The 16516-nt window shown below is 62.9% G+C and carries 17 protein-coding genes; 7 read left to right on the top strand and 10 right to left on the bottom strand.

The annotated features are described in order from the left end of the window. Positions 1–26 precede the first annotated feature (26 nt). Complete coding sequence (locus AC1Z3V_RS26915; RefSeq protein WP_483502736.1) at positions 27–938, top strand: LysR family transcriptional regulator; 912 nt, start codon at positions 27–29, stop codon at positions 936–938. Here AC1Z3V_RS26915 and AC1Z3V_RS26920 read toward each other — a convergent pair. Further along, positions 935–1390, bottom strand: coding sequence for an ester cyclase (locus AC1Z3V_RS26920; protein ID WP_483502737.1), 456 nt, complete (start codon positions 1388–1390; stop codon positions 935–937). The two genes, AC1Z3V_RS26915 and AC1Z3V_RS26920, sit on opposite strands and share 4 nt — an antisense overlap. 301 nt (positions 1391–1691) lie before the next feature. On the opposite strand from AC1Z3V_RS26920, the gene AC1Z3V_RS26925 reads away from it, so the two are divergent. From AC1Z3V_RS26925 to AC1Z3V_RS26945, 5 genes are all read left to right on the top strand, one after another. Then, entirely contained in the window at positions 1692–1925 is a 234-nt protein-coding gene (locus AC1Z3V_RS26925; RefSeq protein ID WP_057248940.1) for a BolA family protein, read from the top strand. 6 nt (positions 1926–1931) lie between these two features. After that, entirely contained in the window at positions 1932–2180 is a 249-nt protein-coding gene (locus tag AC1Z3V_RS26930) for a hypothetical protein (protein ID WP_173516618.1), read from the top strand. Between the two features lie 226 nt (positions 2181–2406). Next, on the top strand, positions 2407–2745 hold the full coding sequence (gene grxD / locus AC1Z3V_RS26935; RefSeq protein WP_173516619.1) for a Grx4 family monothiol glutaredoxin: 339 nt from the start codon (positions 2407–2409) through the stop codon (positions 2743–2745). A gap of 475 nt (positions 2746–3220) precedes the next feature. Beyond that, entirely contained in the window at positions 3221–4459 is a 1239-nt protein-coding gene (locus AC1Z3V_RS26940; RefSeq protein ID WP_429815485.1) for a multidrug effflux MFS transporter, read from the top strand. Between the two features lie 164 nt (positions 4460–4623). Beyond that, positions 4624–5916: a multidrug effflux MFS transporter gene (locus AC1Z3V_RS26945; RefSeq protein ID WP_483502739.1), complete on the top strand. Its 1293-nt coding sequence runs from the start codon at positions 4624–4626 to the stop codon at positions 5914–5916. Between the two features lie 116 nt (positions 5917–6032). On the opposite strand, the gene AC1Z3V_RS26950 is transcribed toward AC1Z3V_RS26945, so the two are convergent. The 5 genes from AC1Z3V_RS26950 to AC1Z3V_RS26970 form a co-directional block, all read right to left on the bottom strand. After that, positions 6033–6857 (bottom strand): inositol monophosphatase family protein, encoded by an 825-nt coding sequence (locus tag AC1Z3V_RS26950; RefSeq protein WP_483502740.1) that lies wholly within the window; start codon positions 6855–6857, stop codon positions 6033–6035. Then, on the bottom strand, positions 6854–7738 hold the full coding sequence (gene ttcA, locus AC1Z3V_RS26955; protein WP_483502742.1) for a tRNA 2-thiocytidine(32) synthetase TtcA: 885 nt from the start codon (positions 7736–7738) through the stop codon (positions 6854–6856). The genes AC1Z3V_RS26950 and ttcA overlap by 4 nt, the downstream gene beginning before the upstream one ends. Positions 7739–7870: 132 nt before the next feature. Continuing rightward, positions 7871–8818: a glutaminase gene (locus tag AC1Z3V_RS26960; protein ID WP_429815496.1), complete on the bottom strand. Its 948-nt coding sequence runs from the start codon at positions 8816–8818 to the stop codon at positions 7871–7873. A gap of 173 nt (positions 8819–8991) precedes the next feature. Next, entirely contained in the window at positions 8992–9609 is a 618-nt protein-coding gene (rpsD, locus tag AC1Z3V_RS26965) for a 30S ribosomal protein S4 (RefSeq protein ID WP_429815498.1), read from the bottom strand. Positions 9610–9836: 227 nt separating this feature from the next. Further along, the gene (locus AC1Z3V_RS26970) at positions 9837–10364 is read right to left on the bottom strand and encodes a MarR family winged helix-turn-helix transcriptional regulator (RefSeq protein ID WP_483502743.1); all 528 of its coding nucleotides are present in this window, start codon (positions 10362–10364) and stop codon (positions 9837–9839) included. A 117-nt stretch (positions 10365–10481) separates the two neighbouring features. Here AC1Z3V_RS26970 and AC1Z3V_RS26975 point away from each other — a divergent pair, with 117 nt between their 5' ends. Continuing rightward, positions 10482–10817 carry a cupin domain-containing protein gene (locus AC1Z3V_RS26975; RefSeq protein WP_483502745.1) on the top strand — a complete coding sequence of 112 codons (336 nt, stop codon included), beginning with the start codon at positions 10482–10484 and terminating at the stop codon, positions 10815–10817. Between the two features lie 51 nt (positions 10818–10868). Here the strand turns inward: AC1Z3V_RS26975 and AC1Z3V_RS26980 are convergent, their stop codons facing one another. From AC1Z3V_RS26980 to AC1Z3V_RS26995, 4 genes are all read right to left on the bottom strand, one after another. Beyond that, the gene (locus AC1Z3V_RS26980; RefSeq protein ID WP_483502747.1) at positions 10869–12386 is read right to left on the bottom strand and encodes a helicase HerA domain-containing protein; all 1518 of its coding nucleotides are present in this window, start codon (positions 12384–12386) and stop codon (positions 10869–10871) included. Positions 12387–12584: 198 nt separating this feature from the next. After that, a complete protein-coding gene (murI, locus tag AC1Z3V_RS26985) occupies positions 12585–13430 on the bottom strand; it encodes a glutamate racemase (RefSeq protein WP_483502749.1) in 846 nt (281 codons plus the stop codon). Then, positions 13417–14262, bottom strand: a complete 846-nt coding sequence (locus AC1Z3V_RS26990) for an RNA methyltransferase (RefSeq protein WP_483502750.1) — start codon at positions 14260–14262, stop codon at positions 13417–13419. Before AC1Z3V_RS26990 ends, murI begins: the two co-directional genes overlap by 14 nt. Positions 14263–14347: 85 nt before the next feature. Beyond that, positions 14348–16324, bottom strand: coding sequence for an FUSC family protein (locus tag AC1Z3V_RS26995; protein WP_483502752.1), 1977 nt, complete (start codon positions 16322–16324; stop codon positions 14348–14350). Positions 16325–16516 lie beyond the last annotated feature (192 nt).

A 16516-nucleotide genomic window follows, 5' to 3' on the forward strand; every position in this document is an offset into this window, starting at 1 on the left:
CGGCGGGCGATTTTTCCGGACGCGCCATGTTCGATTGGAACGACCTGAAATATTTTCTCGCCGTGGCGCGCACCGGCTCCACGCTTGCCGCCGCGCGTAGCCTCAGGGTCAATCAGACGACCGTCGCTCGCCGGATCGATGCGCTCGAGCGCGGTCTCGGCCTGGCCCTCTTCGTGCGTCTCCCGAACGGCTATCGCCTCACGGAGCGCGGGGAAGCGACCGTCGCGCTCGCCGAACAGGTTGAGCAAGGCGCCAGGATCCTGGCCGACACAGCTCGCGGGTGGAGCCGGGCGATCGCGGGAACCGTGCGCGTGACCACGACGGAGATTCTTGCGATCGACGTGGTGGCGCCGCTGGTCTTCGAACTGCGCAGCCGGCACCCGTCATTGTCCATTGAACTGATCGCCGATGATCGCCGGCTCGATCTTTCGCGCGGTGAAGTGGATGTGGCGCTCCGCGTCGGCTCCTGCCCGGAAGAGCCGGGCATCGTGCGGCGCCGGCTTGCGACCAGTGTGTGGGCGCTTCATTGTGCCAAATCCTACGCCGCGCGCCACGGCTTGCCCGGCACCATCGCCGACCTCGGCCGACATGAGATCGTCGGCGGCACCGGCGGTCTCGCCGGATTGGGGCCTCTCGTCGCCTTGCGGAAAGCGGCACCCGACGCCCCGGTCGGGATCCACTGTAATTCCGTGCCCAATCTGATCGCGGCGGTCCGCTCCGGGGTCGCTGTCGGCCCGCTTCCGTGCTGGGCTGCTTCCGAGGACGACGACTTGCTGCGCTGTCCCATTCCCGAACTCGAGGCCCGTTCGGATATCTGGCTCCTCTATCACGAAAGCCTGCGCGAGAGCCCGCACGTGCGGCTGTTTCGCGAAGCGGTGACGGCTCGCTTCGAAGCCGTCCGCCACCGGTTCGAGGGCCGCCCCGCTCCAAGGGCCTAGGCGGTTTCTGGCCTTTCCTCCTTTGCGGCCGGACAATGGCTCGCCGAGCCTGGAAAGCCCAGTTGCCGCGCCTGCGAGCCGCCGTCCCGCGCGCCCCAACGCCGGGCGATCTTGCCGTCGCGGAAATCGAACCATTCGATCGCCTGCAGCTCGTAGGACCGACCGGTCGGTTGCTTGAAGTCCAGAAACGGGCCGGTCCATTTGCCGCTTTCGCGCAGGCGAACCACGACGGTATCACCGTCGGCGACCATGGACAGGACGTCCAGCCTCATGTTCAGCCCACGATGAAGGTCGTGCCAGACGCGTGCCGCAAAATCGAAGGCACCGGCGCCCACCACTCCCTGGATCTCCGCGTCGACGGTAAAGAGCGGGCGCAGCGCCTCGATGTCCCCGGCATTCATCGCCTGCACATAGGCTTCGACCGTCGCCCGGTTCGTCTGATCTCGTGGCATGTGACCTCCCTGCTGGAGCCCGGCACATCGGCGCGGGCGCTATTGAAACGAGGGGCGGCAACGGTTTTTCGCCTCGTCTCGCCGCCCCGTCGCGCATTAGAGAGGAACCTGCATTTCGCTGCTATCAGCTTTGTCGCAGCGACCCTCTGCAGATTTGCAGAACATCGATTGCCGTCGACACCTCGTTGCTGCTCACCTGATTCAGCATTTGCGTTTCGCCCCTGAATCGTGGTTCCCTGATAGTATGGAGCGGTGCCAGCGACGCGGCCGGCGCTGCAGAAAAACAAGGAGTTGGCGTATCATGCCCATGACACCAGGCGACATCGAAGACATGATCAAGGCCGGGATTCCCGGTGCCAAGGTCACGATCCGCGATCTGGCCGGTGACGGCGACCACTATGCCGCCGAAGTCGTGGCCGAAGCGTTTCGCGGCAAGACCCGCGTGCAGCAGCACCAGATGGTCTACAATGCGCTCAAGGGCAACATGGGGGGTGTTCTGCACGCCCTCGCCCTGCAGACGAGCGCGCCGGAGTGAGCCGGCATGGCTGATCTGATCAAGGAACTTGTCAGCGGAGTCGTCGACAGCGCGCTGAAGGAAATCCTCAAGAAGACCGGCGTCAAGCGGACTTCGACCAAGCGGACAAAGCGCCGGGCACGGACAACCTCGTCCGCCGGCGGGGGCATCCTCGGGGATATCCTCGAGGCGGCCATTCGCAAACCGGCCAAGAAACAGGTCAGCCGTCGTCGAACGGCTGCGGCCCGCAGCAAGACCCGGCGCCGCACCGCTTGACTACCGCATGGTTCCTTAGTTCGTAGGCGATTTAAGGAAAAAAACATGCAGCAAATCACGACCTTTGCGCGTCTGATAAGACGCGCGGCGCCGTAGTGGTAATAAAACCACATCTTGAGGACCATCAATATTTGTTGCGATTGGGTGGTGAAAATCACCGATATGCATGCTATCTAAGACCCAATCGATATCCGGCCCTTGAAGCCGGCGCAGGAAGGAAGACAAGATGAGCGGAATTCACGAATTCATCGACAACGAAGTCAAGACGAACGATGTGGTACTCTTCATGAAGGGTACGCCGCAGTTCCCGCAGTGTGGCTTCTCCGGTCAGGTGGTCCAGATTCTCGATTACATCGGCGTCGACTACAAGGGCATCAACGTGCTCGCCGATGCGGACCTGCGTCAGGGCATCAAGGATTACTCCAACTGGCCGACGATCCCGCAGCTCTATGTCAAGGGCGAATTCGTCGGCGGTTGCGACATCGTGCGTGAAATGTTCCAGGCCGGCGAGCTGCAGTCGCACCTCGAGGCACAGGGCATTGCCGTCAAGGGCGCCGTCGCCTGATCTAAGGACGCCTCGTCCCGATCCATCGGAGAAGGCGGGCAACCGCCTTTTTTGATTCCGGCCGTACTTACGGATTGACTAATTTTCGTCGTCCTTCTGAAGGCGCGTGCGGTTCGCGCAGGTGCCCCCAAGATACGTTCAGAGCGTGCTTCCTTCATGAACGCATTCCAGCGTTCGAATGTGGAGCGAAGGGCCGGAGATCCGGCCTGTCATGAATCGGTTGCGATCGTTCGGCATAAGCTGCCTGCAGGGGTTCTCGCCTCACCCTTTGGCGCCGGAAAGTCCGGTCCCTGCCGTTCGACGCTTCCCTTGCTTCATGCCGGCACGGTCCGTGCGGTTTCAAATCGCCCCGGCTGCCCGCGCTCGAGATTTGACACGCCAGTCGGCATGACGCCAACCGGCATTCTTCTTTCCGGATCTGCTCCGGACCAACCTGTTCCGCTTGCGCCCCGTGCGCCGTTAGGACTTTTTGAAAATGACAAGCACGACCAACGACGACGCCCTGCCGGGCCTCAGCAAATCTCAGTTCATCGCGCTGATGGCGATGCTGATGGCGACCAACGCGATCTCGATCGACATCATGCTGCCCGGTCTGCAGCAGATCGGCGCCAGCCTTGGCGTCGCCTCTGAAAATGAGCGGCAATACATCATCACCGCCTATCTGCTCGGCATGGGCGTGGCGCAGCTATTTTTCGGCCCCCTTTCGGACCGCTTCGGGCGCAAGCCGTCGCTTCTCGCCGGCCTCATTCTCTACGCCGTCTGTGCGTTGGCGATCGCAATCGTGCCGAGCTTCGGCCTCCTGCTGGCGCTGCGCTTCGTACAGGGCGCTGGCGCTGCGGCCACGCGCGTCATAACCATCTCGATCGTCCGTGACGTCTATGGCGGCCGGCAGATGGCAGAGGTGATGTCGCTGGTCATGATGGTCTTCATGATCGTGCCGGTCATCGCCCCCTCGATCGGCCAGCTCATCATCAGCCTTGCCGAGTGGCACATGATCTTCGTCGTCGTCGCGCTCTATGCGGTGATGAACATTGCGATCGTCTCCTCAAAACTCGGCGAGACGCTCGATCCGGCCCATCGCCGCGATTTTACGCCGTCGGTCATCCTCAGCGGGTTCCGCATCGTGCTGACGAACCGGCTGTCGCTGCTCTATACGCTTGCGACCTCCGTCATTCTCGGCGCGCTTTTCGGCTTCATCAATTCTGCGCAGCAGGTGCTCGTCGGCGTCTACGACCTTGGCGTGTGGTTTCCGCTTGTGTTCGCGGCATTTGCCAGTATGATGGCGGTCGCTTCCTTCACCAATTCCCGCCTTGTTCGCCGCTTCGGCATGCGGCCGCTGTCCCATGCGGCGCTCATCGGCTTCACGCTGGCGAGTTTCGTCTGGATGTCGGCCTCGCTCTATGCGCCGCTGCCCTTCCCGGTCTTCGTGGTCCTCTACTGCGCCACGATGTTCCAGTTCGGGCTGATCGCGCCGAACTTCAACGCCATGGCCATGGAGCCGCTCGGCCACGTTGCCGGCACGGCCTCCTCGGTACTCGGTTTCATGCAGACGATCGGAGGAAGCGTGATCGGCGCTTTCATCGGCCAGTTGTTCGATGGAACGGCGACACCTCTTGCCACCGGCTACTTCACCGTCGCCGTAATCGGCCTCGTTTTCGTTTTCATCGCCGAAGGCGGCAAGCTCTTCAAACCACACCATCAGCCGGCCGGCTGATCGCTACAGCGAGGCGTGTCTCGTCAGACTCGAAAAGACCGCTGTAGCACCCTGAAATTCTGCGTGTTTTGTCCTCATCGGGGACGGTTCCAGGAAACATGCAGTCGAGCCGGCCAGTCTTTTCCAAGCCAGACTTTTCCAAGATTGAATTTACGGGTTTCCCAATGTCCACCATCACCAATCGATCCGAACATATCGACGGAGTTTCCGGGGCAGAGCGCCTCAACATGGGCCTCTTCGAATTCATCATCACCATCGCCGTCATGACGGCGAGTGTTGCGATTGCCATCGACAGCATGCTGCCGGCGCTGCCGGCCATCGGCCAGTCCTTGAACGTCGCCAGCACCAACGACAGCCAGTTGGTGATCGGTGTCTTCTTCCTCGGCTTCGGCATTTCGCAGATCTTCTTCGGCAGTCTTTCCGATGCCTTCGGCCGCCGCAAGGTGCTGCTCGGCGGCCTTGCCTTCTTCACCATGTCAATGTTTGCGGCGGCCCTCACCGAAAGCTTCGAGACGCTGCTTACCCTGCGCTTCATCCAGGGCATCGGTGCTGCCGCAATCCGCATCACCACCATGGCGATCGTGCGCGACTGCTTCGGCGGCCGCGAGATGGCGCGCGTCATGTCCTATGTCATGATCGTCTTCATGATCGTGCCGATCGTCGCGCCGTCGATCGGCCAGCTCGTGATCTTCTATGCCAACTGGCACTGGATCTTCATCCTGATCGGCGTCATCGGCGCGGTCCTGTTCGTCTGGGCCCTGTCCCGCATGAAGGAGTCCTTGCCCCGCGAAGAGCGCATGCCGCTCTCTGTCGGCGCCGTCGCATCGGGTTTCAAGACCGTCCTTACCAACCGCATCACCTGCGGCTACATGATCGGCATGACGCTCTTCACCGCGGTCATCTGCGCCTACATCGTCACGGTTCAGCAGATCTTCGGCGAGGTCTACGGCCTCGGTGACTGGCTGCCGATCGCCTTCGCCGGCACGGCGGGCGGTATTGCGGTCGCGAACTTCGCCAACGGCTTCTTCGTCCGCAGCTTCGGCATGCGCCGCATCTCGCACGTCGCGATGATCCTCTTCACGCTGATCTCGGTCGCAGGCTTCGTGATGTCGCTCTCCGGCACGCCGGCCTTCGTCGTCAGCTACCTGATGTTCTCGGTGCTCTTGATGTTCTTTGCGGTGATTGCAACGAACTTCACCGCGATCAGCCTGGAACCGATGGGGCACCTCGCCGGTACGGCGACGGCGATCACCGGCTTCGTCTCCACCACGGGCGGAGCTTTGATCGGCGGCGCCGTCGGCCAGCTCTTCAACGGCACGCTGCAGCCGCTCCTCGGCGGTTTCGCGCTCTTCGGCATCCTGACGATCCTGGCGACGCTGTGGGCGGAGAAGGGCAAGCTCTTCACCCATCCCGGCGACAAGGATGTCGCCATGGATCACGGTGGCGGCCATATGTAATTGCAGCGCCGCGCGTCTCTTGAGACGGGCGAAGACCGCTGTAGTCGCCGCATGACATGAAAAGGCCCGCCCGGAGCGATCCCGGCGGGCCCTTTGTTTCAACATTGCTGTTGAAATCAGACCGTGAAGACCTCGCGGCGAAGTATCTCCCAGCTTTCCTTGTCAGTCGCGAGCAGCAGTCCGCCGTTGAGATGCGCCGGCAGGTAGGGCGATCCGTCAAAGCGGGCGGCATAGGCACCGGCCTCCTGCGAGATCAAGGTTCCCGCCAGGTGATCCCAGGGCATCAGCTTCTGATACATCAGGAAGTGAATGTGACCGGCGGCGAAGATGCGATACTCGTGGGCGGCGCAGCGGTAGCTGGTGGCCATGCGGACCTTCGCCATATTGGCCATGACTTCGCGCCGTGCTTCCTGCTTGTAAAAGCCTGTCGACGCAACCCCGACCATGGCTTCGAGCGGCACGCCGGCCGTGACCGAGAGACGCTCCTGCGATCCATCCGGACGGCACATCCAGGCGCCCGAACCTTTCTCCGCGATCACCCAGTCGTTGCCGAGCGGATCGTAGATGATGCCGGCGACCGTCTCACCCTTCGAGACGATGCTTGCCATCACGCCGAAGAGCGGCAGGCCAGCGGCGAAGTTGAAGGTGCCGTCGATCGGGTCGACGACCACGGCGAGATCGGCATCGGCGAGCTTGTCGAGCAGGGCCGGATCGGCCGCGACCGATTCCTCGCCGACGAACAGAGCGCCCGGCGCCACCTCTTCGATGCGCGACTTCATCAGCCGCTCGGCGGCCTCGTCGCCTTCGGTCACGAGATCGATCGCTTCCGACTTCATCCGGACATCGTCTGCCCCGAGATTGCGGAACCGCGGCAGGATCTCTTTGACTGCCGCCTCCTGCATGAGGTTGGCAAGGCCGGCGATATCGACGGAATGGCTCATTCTTTGGGCTCCGGAGCGAGGGACAGGAAATCGAACAGCTTGGGATCGAGCAGATGCGACGGGTTCACATGGCCGAGTGCGCGCAGCATCGTGTCCTTGCGGCCGGGCATGCGTCGCTCGATGTCGGCGAGCATCGCCTTCATCGCGTTGCGCTCGAGGCCGTCCTGCGAGCCGCAGAGGTCGCAGGGGATGATCGGAAACTCCATGGCGGTCGCGAACTTGGCGAGATCGTCCTCGGCCGCATAGGCGAGCGGCCGAAGCACCATCAGGTCGCCCTCGTCATTGAGAAGCTTTGCCGGCATCGAGGCGAGCCTGCCGCCGTGGAAAAGGTTCATGAAGAAGGTTTCGAGAATGTCTTCGCGGTGGTGGCCGAGCACCAGCGCGTCACAACCCTCCTCCCGGGCGATGCGGTAGAGATTGCCGCGGCGCAGCCGCGAACAGAGCGAGCAATAGGTAGCGCCGGTCGGCACCTTCTCCTTCACGATCGAATAGGTGTCGCGGTACTCGATGCGATGCTTGACGCCGATCGACTGCAGATATTCCGGCAGGATATGCTTCGGGAAGTTCGGCTGCCCCTGGTCGAGATTGCAGGCGATGAGTTCCACCGGCAGCAACCCGCGCCACTGCAGGTCCATCAAGAGCGCCAGCAGGCTGTAGCTGTCCTTGCCGCCGGAAAGGCCGATCAGCCAGCGCTTCGCCCCCTTCAGCATGCCGAAATCGTCGAGCGCCTGGCGGGTCTGGCGAAGGAGTCGCTTGCGCAGCTTGTTGAACGAGACGGAGGACGGCATGCGGCCGAAAAGCGGATGCGTGTCGACGTCGATCGCGCCCTCATCGAAAGCGGTTTCGGCCTGGTCTTGCGACGCGTTGAGCGAAAGGTCCATGGCGGGGATCCTGTGCGGCAGGCACGGGCGCAACCGGCGCCCGGCAAATCTTGGGCCTGCACTTGCCCGCTCCGGCCGTCAAGATCAAGGGAAATCGGCCGGATGAAGCGACTGACGGCGACGGAGCGGGTTCTAGGGCCCGAAGACCGACCAGCCGGTGCGCGCCGCGAGCATTTCGAGCGCCAGTGAGCCGAGCAGCGAATTGCCGTTTTCGTTGAGGCCCGGCGACCAGACGGCAACGGACGCTTTGCCCGGTGCTACCGCCAGAATGCCGCCGCCGACGCCGCTCTTTCCGGGCAGGCCGACGCGATAGGCGAAATCACCCGAGCCGTCATAGTGGCCGCAGGTCAGCATCAGCGCGTTGATACGTCGTGCCCGCTGGCGCGAGACGACGTTGTGACCTGTCAGCGGATTGCTGCCGCCGGCCGCCAGAAACAGGCCGGCCTTGGCCAACTGGCTGCACGTCATCGCCAGGGCGCAATGGTGGAAGTAGACGCCGAGCACGTGGTCGACCGGATGGTCGAGCTTGCCGAAGGAGCGCATGAAATTGGCGAGCGCGACGTTCCTGAAGCCAGTGGCCGTCTCCGAACGCGCCACTTCGTGGTCGATGACGATCTGGTCGTCGTCGGCCAGATAGCGGACGAACTGCACGATCTCGCCGATCAGCTCCCGCGGCGTGTGACCGGCGAGGATCAGGTCGCTGATGGTAATGGCGCCGGCATTGATGAAGGGATTGCGCGGCTTTCCGCCTTCCTGCTCGAGCTGGACGATCGAATTGAACGCCGAGCCGGACGGTTCGCGGCCGACACGGTGCCAGATGTTCTCGCCGTGCTTGCCGAGCGCCAGCGTCAGCGTGAAGACCTTGGAGACGCTCTGGATCGAAAACGGCACTTCCGCGTCGCCGACCCGATGCACCTTGCCATCGGTCGTTACGATCGCCATACCGAAATGCTTGGGGTCGACGCGCGCGAGCTGCGGGATGTAGTCGGCAACCTTGCCCTGGCCGAACCTTGGGCTCAGCTCCTGATGGATATCCTCAATGATCGCCTGCAGGTCCTGCGGCATGTTCTGCTCGGGCATCCGGGTTCCTCTCACTGCATCGCGTTCGGATCGAAGCGACGAAACCGCTGAGACATCGGAGGGCGGCGGCTACCTCCGAAATAGGACAGCAGCATCTGACAGTGATCGCCGCCGACAAAAAAACCGCCCGTTTCCGGGCGGTTTTCGAAACGTCACAAGGCGTAAGCCCCGGATTAACGCGAATAGAATTCGACGACCAGGTGCGGTTCCATGACGACCGGGTACGGAACGTCGGAGAGAACCGGAACGCGGACATAGGTCGCAACCATCTTGTTGTGGTCGGCTTCGATGTAGTCCGGAACGTCACGTTCAGCGAGCGAAACCGATTCCAGAACGGTCACGAGCTGCTTGGACTTTTCCTTGACTTCGATGACGTCGCCCGGCTTGCAGCGGTAGGAACCGATGTTGACGCGGACACCGTTGACCTTGACGTGGCCGTGGTTGACGAACTGACGGGCAGCGAAGACCGTCGGAACGAACTTGGCGCGGTAGACGATCGCGTCGAGGCGCGACTCGAGCAGGCCGATCAGGTTTTCCGGGGTGTCGCCCTTGCGGCGGGAAGCTTCAGCGAAGATCGCGCGGAACTGCTTCTCGCGGATGTCGCCGTAGTAGCCCTTCAGTTTCTGCTTGGCGCGCAGCTGTACACCGAAGTCCGAGAGCTTGGACTTGCGGCGCTGGCCGTGCTGGCCCGGGCCGTATTCGCGGCGGTTGACCGGGGACTTCGGACGACCCCAGATGTTTTCGCCCATACGGCGGTCAATTTTGTACTTGGACGATTCGCGCTTGCTCATCGCATTTCCTTTCAAATAGTTACACCGGTCTGTTTCCAAACCGGATCAAGGAAACACGCCCTCCTCTGAACCCATTTTCGGGGTTCTGACAGGTTTCTCACGATCACGCTGACGGAGAAACCACGGGACATGTCAAATGAAACACCGGACATTTCTGCCCGGCGTTGGGGCGGCTTTAGTGGGTCCGGCCCCTCTTGTCAAACGAAATCGTGGCAACCGGCATTCGTTCAAGCCGGATCAACAGCGTCTGCCCGCTCCAGCGAGACGAGCAGTTTCCTGAGGAGCTCAGCCAAGGTGGCGCGGTCCTCCTTGCTCAGCCCTTCGAGATACCGCGCTTCGCTGGTCATATCCGCACGAATCGCCGCTTCCGCAAGCGCCATTCCCTTCTCGGTCAGTCCGACGACGCTGCTGCGGCCATCGGAGGCTGAGCGCTCGCGCACGATCAGCCCGGCCTTCTGCAGCCGGTCGAGCCGGTGCGTGAGCCCGCCCGAGGAAATCATTAGAAACGTATAGAGATCGGTCGGCGTCAGCCGGTAGGGCGGACCGGATCGTCTCAGCGTGGAGATCACGTCGAACTCGCCCCGGTCGAGGCCGAAGGCGGCGAAGGTCTCCTCGATCGACGGACGCACCAGATTGGAGAGCCGGTAGGCCCGCCCCAGGATCGTCATGGGCTCGGTGTCGAGATCGGGCAATTCCCGCGCCCACTGCGCCTGCAAGCGGTCGACATGATCAGTCGCCTCGTTCCCGTTCTGCATCGCTCACCCCGGCATCCCATCAACATATCTTGACGAGAAGATAGTTTGAATAATATCTTCTTGTGAAGATAGTTCATCCGCAGCAGGAAGCCAACCCGGCCGGAGATGGAGGCCAACATGTTTCATGTCATTCCGCGTGCAGAGCAGAAGCAGAGCCCCAACCGGACGATCCTGTTTGAAGGCGGGCAATACGGCACCCCGATTTCGCTGTTCCTGATGGACGCGGAGCCAGGCCAAGGGCCGGCCCTTCACGTGCATCCCTATCCGGAAACCTGGATCGTCCACTCCGGCGAAGCGGAGTTCACCGTCGGCACACAAAAGATCATGGGTAAGGCCGGCGACATCATCGTCGTCGATCCGGAGACGCCGCACCGTTTCGTCAATACCGGCACCAGCCGGTTGCAGATGACCTGCATCCATGCGTCCGACAGGGTCATTCAAAACTGGCTCTAGCGCTTGCCGTCGGCGTTTCGCCAACGCCCCAAAGAACGAGACAGCGCGGGGTTACTCGGCGGCCGTGGCTGTCGTATTCGCCATATCGGGCCCGTTCGCGTCGCCCGGCGCGGTTTCGCTGCCGAGATCCGGAAAGGCAACGATCCGTTTGCCGGAAAAATCCGCATGGACGACGATCAGCCCGTGCTCTTCGAAATAGCCGAGCAGACGGCGCGCGCGACGGGCCGAATGCGTGCCGTAGGCGCGCGCAATCATCGCGTCCGAAGGACATGGCAGCCCGCGGACAGCAGCCTGCGCCATCATCAGGAACACGGCCTGAAGATCCTCCGTCACACGATCGGCGAGCTGTAGGGCCTGCGTCCAGGTCCCGGTCGCTGCCGTCTCCGCGTCGACACCCGAACGCGCCACCGCCATCTTGCGACGGAAGGCGCTGAGGGAAAGTGCTGCTCCGGACGGCAGGCGGCGTATGCGGCAGCGCACCAGGAAATCCTGGAACAGTTCCGCATCGGGCCGGAAGGCTGCCTCGGGATTGGCGAGGATTTCCGCAAAGACGCTGTCGAGAAGGTTCTCTTTCTCTTCGGCGGTCAATTCCGGCTGAGCCGGCTTCGGCTCGATCGGGATCGCCGCTTCCGGTCGCGGGCGCGACAATTCTGCGAGGATGTCGGTCGTCGGACGCGGCGGTGCAACCGTGCGGCGCATGATCGGTCGCGTCAACTCGTCCGGATCCGGGGTGAAGATCAGATCTTCGACGTCCTGCGGCGCCTCCGGCAGCGGCATGAGCTTCGGACTTGTCGAACGGGCCGACGTCTCGACCGTACCGATCGTCACCTTGAGCGGGCGGCGCGACAGCGCAGGGCCGAGTGCCACGAAGGAGCCACGCTTCAGGTCGCGGAACATTTCCGCCGTGCGCCGGTCCATGCCGAGCAGATCGGCCGCGCGCAGCATGTCGATGTCGAGGAAGGTACGGCCCATCAGGAAGTTGGAGGCTTCCGCCGCCACGTTCTTGGCAAGCTTCGCCAGGCGCTGCGTGGCGATCACGCCGGCGAGCCCGCGTTTGCGGCCGCGACACATGAGGTTGGTCATGGCGCCGAGCGAGATCTTGCGCACCTCTTCGGTGACGTCGCCGGCAACCGAGGGCGCAAACATCTGGGCCTCGTCGACGACGACGAGAACCGGATACCAATATTCGCGATCCGCATCGAACATCGCGTTCAGGAAAACGCCGGCATTGCGCATCTGCTGCTCGATATCGAGGCCTTCCAGCGACAGCACGCAGGAAACGCGGTGCTGGCGGATGCGGGTGGCAATGCCGATCAGTTCCGCATCGGTCCGCTCTCCCTCGACGACCACATGCCCGAACTTGTCGGCAAGCGTGACGAAATCGCCTTCGGGATCGATGATGCACTGCTGCACCCAGGGTGCCGATTGCTCCAGCAGCCGACGCAAAAGGTGCGACTTGCCCGAGCCGGAATTGCCCTGCACCAGGAGACGGGTGGCCAGAAGCTCCTCGATATCGAGCGAGGCCGAGGTCCCTTCGGACGTCGTTCCCATATCGATGCCGACCTTCATTTCCACCTCTTCGCGCTACGCTCGCGCATTTCCGGACGCAAAATCGCTGCTCACGTTTGAAATGCTCTGGACTGATTCGCGGTCATATGGAGACCGCCGATCAGGCGACACCTAGCACGGTTTCCCGGAAAATCGTGCCGCCGGCACAGAAAACCCACAGGGAATACGCGCGTGAAAATCGTTACTCGCGATCCCTTTCTAGCTGATCGCTTCGACCTGTCCAACCCGCTCGTCAACGGTGGCATTCGGCATCACCGTCAGGCCGAAGCCCTGCATCAGCCGGCGCGTTGCAAAATCAGGCTTGCCGGAGGTGAAGATCGCCGGGTCCTGCCCGTTCAGCGGTTCGAAACCGTTTGGCAGCGGCACCAGCGAACGAGCGCGCCGGGCAATCGCTTCCGCCGGGTCCAGCCAGTCGACCGGCCAGGGTGCAAGCCGGCGGAAGACGTTCGCCATGAAGGGGTAGTGCGTGCAGGCGAGCACGACGATATCGGTCTTCTTGCCGTCCATCTCGACGAAACACGGGGCGATTTCGGCAAGCACCGTCTCGTCGTCCAGCTTCTCGCCGCGGATATAGGCCTCCGCCATCTTGGCGAGGTTCTCCGAGCCGACGAGGCGCACGTGGCACTGGCTGGCAAAGGACTGGATGAGATCGCGCGTATAGGCTCGCTTGACGGTACCCGGCGTCGCCAGGACCGAAACGAGGCCGGAGCGCGTGCGCTCGGCCGCCGGCTTGATCGCAGGCACCGTGCCGACGAAGGTCATCTGCGGATAGGCTGCGCGCAGGTCGGCGCCGACGAGCGTGAAGGCGGTGTTGCAGGCGATCACGCAGATTTCCGGATCATGCTCGGCAAGCAACCGTCCGAAGAGTGCGATCACTCTTTCCTTCAGCGCCGCCTCTTCCCAGCCGCCATAGGGAAAGCCGGCATCGTCGGCGACGTAGATGAAATGCCGCTCGGGCATCAGCACCCTCGCCTCGCGCAGCACGGTCAAGCCGCCGATGCCGCTGTCGAAGACGAGGATAGGTTTCAGTTCACTCGCTGTCACCGTTGTCCCGCGCTTTCCTGCCGTGCTCGCCCCTGCTGTGATCACTCGGAGCGCCGGAGCCGCGCGGGTTTTCCCGCGTGAACCGGTCGAGCGAAGAAATGACGCCGCGCAGCACCTGGATTTCCGATTCGGTAAAGGATGGTCTGGTCAGAACGGCGCGCAGGTTCTCGACCAATTTCGGCTTTTTGTCGGCGGAGCGGAAATAGTTGCGCGCATCGAGTGCATCCTCGATATGGTCGAAGAGGCCCTGCAGATGTTCCTTGGTCGCCGGTCGCTGCTCGATCGCCTGGAACGAGGTCTGGTCCTCCGATTCCATGCCGGTCTTCATCCACTCGTAGGACATCAGCAGCACGGCCTGGGCGAGGTTGAGCGATGCGAAGGCCGGATTGACCGGGAAGGTCACGATCTCGTCGGCAAGCGCGACTTCCTCGTTGGTAAGTCCGGTGCGCTCGCGCCCGAAGACGATCCCGATCTTTTCGCCGCCGCTGAAGCGCTGGCGAAGCGTGCGCGCGGCAACGATCGGCGAGCGCACCGGCTTGTAACCGTCGCGGTCGCGGGCCGTCGTCGCATAGACGAAATTGAGGTCGGCGATCGCCTCTTCGAGCGAACCGTAAAGCTTGGCCGCGTCGATGACATGATCGGCGCGGCTCGCGGCAGAACGCGCCTTCTCGCTCGGCCAGCCATCGCGCGGATTGACGAGCCGAAGCTCGGCCAGGCCGAAATTCGCCATCGCGCGGGCGACCATGCCAATGTTTTCGCCGAGCTGCGGATAGGCGAGAATGATGGCCGGTCCTTCCGCCAGAAGTTCGCGCTCGCTGTTCGTGCCTGCCATTTCCTTAGCCTTTGCCTCTCGTTCGGCGCTTCCCTTGCACAAAAGCCGGCGAAATTAAAGTCCGGCTTGGGTCTGGGCCGTGCAGCTACAGGTGAAGACGGTTGAGAGAGACCCCGATCATCTCCAGGCCAAGCTCGGCATCATCCCTCGAGATCGGCAGGTGGCGATCGACCGGCCCGCCGATCCGGCCGACTTGGTAGAAATAGGCCGAAGCCTTATCGCGAACCGACTGGACGAGGTCGAGATTGGCCTCGATTTCCTCTTTGAAGGCGGCGCCTTCAGGTTCGGCATCCGTGCCGACGCGCCGCGCGAAGACCCGCGCCCAATAAGTGCAGGCCAAAAAGATCGCCAGCGCCTGACGAACATGGCCAGGCCGGGTGACGAGTTGCCAGGGAAGCCCAAGCGGCTTCGCTGCCGACGCCAGATCGCGATAGGCGCGATCAAGCGCCTGCGATCGGGTGATGAGCACCAACCCCGAGGCTCCGTCCCTCGCCGCCTGCAGCAGGCCCGTCAGTTCGTCGCACCAGGTTGCGACCGCAGCATCGAGCGTCGTGCGGGTGCGGGTCGGAAACACGACGAAGGCGACAGCAGCACCGGCGATCGAGCCGATCATCGTTTCCTCGAGGCGAAGTTGCAGGAGATGCGGGGTCAGCACGCCCATGAGACTGTAGACCAGCGACAGAACGACGGAGATGAAGAACGTCATCGTCGCATAGGAAACCGCGAGGAAATAGAAGGCGAGAAAGATGCAAAGCGCGCTCAGCGGCAAGACGAGATAGATATTGCCCGCAACCAGCGCGCCGACGACGATGCCGACCACGATACCGAAGAGCGTGCCGGCAGAGCGCTGCAGCGCCTTCACCGCCGTATCACCGCGCGAGCGCGTGTTGGTGAAAACCAGAAACGCCGCAAGCACTGCCCAGAACCAGCGCTCGCGCGACAGCATCAGTCCGAAGACCATGGCGATGCCGGAGGCAAGCGTGATCTGGATCGCCGCCTTCAGCGCCGGGTCGGCAAACGACGGTTTCCATCGGGTTGCCGAGCCACTTGGTTGTGCCGGCGGCTCTTCGAGATCGGCCGGTGTCAACTTCGCCAAGCGGCGGGCGAGCCTCTGCCGGACGTTTCGAAGCCAGAGCAGCGCCTTCACCGTTTCCTGTCGGCGTGGAGTGGTGTCGCCAAGCCGGGCTATCTCCTCGTCGATCCGTCCGCCGTCGCGCGCCAGCATCGCCTCCACCAGCGCCGGCGGCGGCATCGACTGGAAGCTCACGACGATGACGCTTTCAGCGGCGAGATGCAGGTCGAAGAGGTTGACGACGAGATCGGCGGACGCGACTCCGGGCTCGGGCTCCGGCCGTCGGTTCTCGGTCGGAATGAAGCTCTCGGCCATCAGCACGGCTTCCTTCAGTCGCTCTTCCGCCGTCAGCAGCCGCCGCCGATCGATTTCGGAAAGAACCGGCTTGCGCGCAATCTCCGCCAATTCGAGAAGCATGCGGTCGACACGACGCTGCACGCTCGCCGCGGCGCGCAGCAGGTCACGGTAGCGGTCATCCGGCAGCAACCGGGTGCGAACGAGATGCGCAACCGTCGCGGATACGGCCGCCCCGAAGAACAATGCCGGCAACTGGTCGGCGGTTGGCCGGAGGTAGGCGCCAGTAAAGTAGGACATGAAGGCGAACATGCCGACGGCAAAGCCGCGGGGACCGAAGGATCGGCCGTAGACGGCGAGAAAGACGATCAGCAGGAAGACGACGTCCGAGAGGTAGCGATACTCCTCAAGCAACGAGGCGAGCCAGATCATCGAAACGCCGACGAGAACGGCGATAATGCGCGTGAGGCGCTGGCCGGCCACGGTGCGGTCGCGGACTGCCAGCCCGCCTTCAATCGAAAGCGATGCGGCAAGGCCATAGGCCGCCGGCGGCAATGGCACGATCAGGTAGTGAACTGCCATCAGGATCAGGACCGAAACGACGATCGTCGCGGTAATGCGCGAGGCCTGCCGCAGGCGGGAGAAAGCCGGATCGTTGGCGAGTAGCCAGTCACGCACGCGGGAGCGAAATGCCATCGGACGCCTTTTGCTTGTCTGCGTTCGCCTCAAACGGGCGCCGCCTCGCCGGTTCCTTCCTGCATAACGACAGAAGCGATCTTTGCAAGGCCGATGACGTCCTGGGATGCCCCCGCAAAGCATTGCCGAACCCTCGGTCGACTGAAGCCTTCGCGCCCATCCAAAGTTTCGGCCAAGCATGCTTTGCCTTGC

This window comes from Ensifer sp. 38_S197 (assembly GCF_056924495.1).

Bases quoted from the DNA above. Each gene is read 5' to 3' on its own strand.
- AC1Z3V_RS26925 (WP_057248940.1), top strand. From the start codon at position 1,692: ATGCCCATGACACCAGGCGACATCGAAGACATGATCAAGGCCGGGATT.
- grxD (WP_173516619.1), top strand. From the start codon at position 2,407: ATGAGCGGAATTCACGAATTCATCGACAACGAAGTCAAGACGAACGAT.
- AC1Z3V_RS26970 (WP_483502743.1), bottom strand. From the start codon at position 10,364: ATGCAGAACGGGAACGAGGCGACTGATCATGTCGACCGCTTGCAGGCG.
- AC1Z3V_RS26960 (WP_429815496.1), bottom strand. From the start codon at position 8,818: ATGCCCGAGCAGAACATGCCGCAGGACCTGCAGGCGATCATTGAGGAT.
- AC1Z3V_RS26930 (WP_173516618.1), top strand. From the start codon at position 1,932: ATGGCTGATCTGATCAAGGAACTTGTCAGCGGAGTCGTCGACAGCGCG.
- rpsD (WP_429815498.1), bottom strand. From the start codon at position 9,609: ATGAGCAAGCGCGAATCGTCCAAGTACAAAATTGACCGCCGTATGGGC.
- AC1Z3V_RS26950 (WP_483502740.1), bottom strand. From the start codon at position 6,857: ATGAGCCATTCCGTCGATATCGCCGGCCTTGCCAACCTCATGCAGGAG.
- AC1Z3V_RS26980 (WP_483502747.1), bottom strand. From the start codon at position 12,386: ATGAAGGTCGGCATCGATATGGGAACGACGTCCGAAGGGACCTCGGCC.
- ttcA (WP_483502742.1), bottom strand. From the start codon at position 7,738: ATGGACCTTTCGCTCAACGCGTCGCAAGACCAGGCCGAAACCGCTTTC.
- AC1Z3V_RS26945 (WP_483502739.1), top strand. From the start codon at position 4,624: ATGTCCACCATCACCAATCGATCCGAACATATCGACGGAGTTTCCGGG.
- AC1Z3V_RS26990 (WP_483502750.1), bottom strand. From the start codon at position 14,262: ATGGCAGGCACGAACAGCGAGCGCGAACTTCTGGCGGAAGGACCGGCC.
- AC1Z3V_RS26915 (WP_483502736.1), top strand. From the start codon at position 27: ATGTTCGATTGGAACGACCTGAAATATTTTCTCGCCGTGGCGCGCACC.
- AC1Z3V_RS26975 (WP_483502745.1), top strand. From the start codon at position 10,482: ATGTTTCATGTCATTCCGCGTGCAGAGCAGAAGCAGAGCCCCAACCGG.
- AC1Z3V_RS26920 (WP_483502737.1), bottom strand. From the start codon at position 1,390: ATGCCACGAGATCAGACGAACCGGGCGACGGTCGAAGCCTATGTGCAG.
- AC1Z3V_RS26940 (WP_429815485.1), top strand. From the start codon at position 3,221: ATGACAAGCACGACCAACGACGACGCCCTGCCGGGCCTCAGCAAATCT.
- AC1Z3V_RS26995 (WP_483502752.1), bottom strand. From the start codon at position 16,324: ATGGCATTTCGCTCCCGCGTGCGTGACTGGCTACTCGCCAACGATCCG.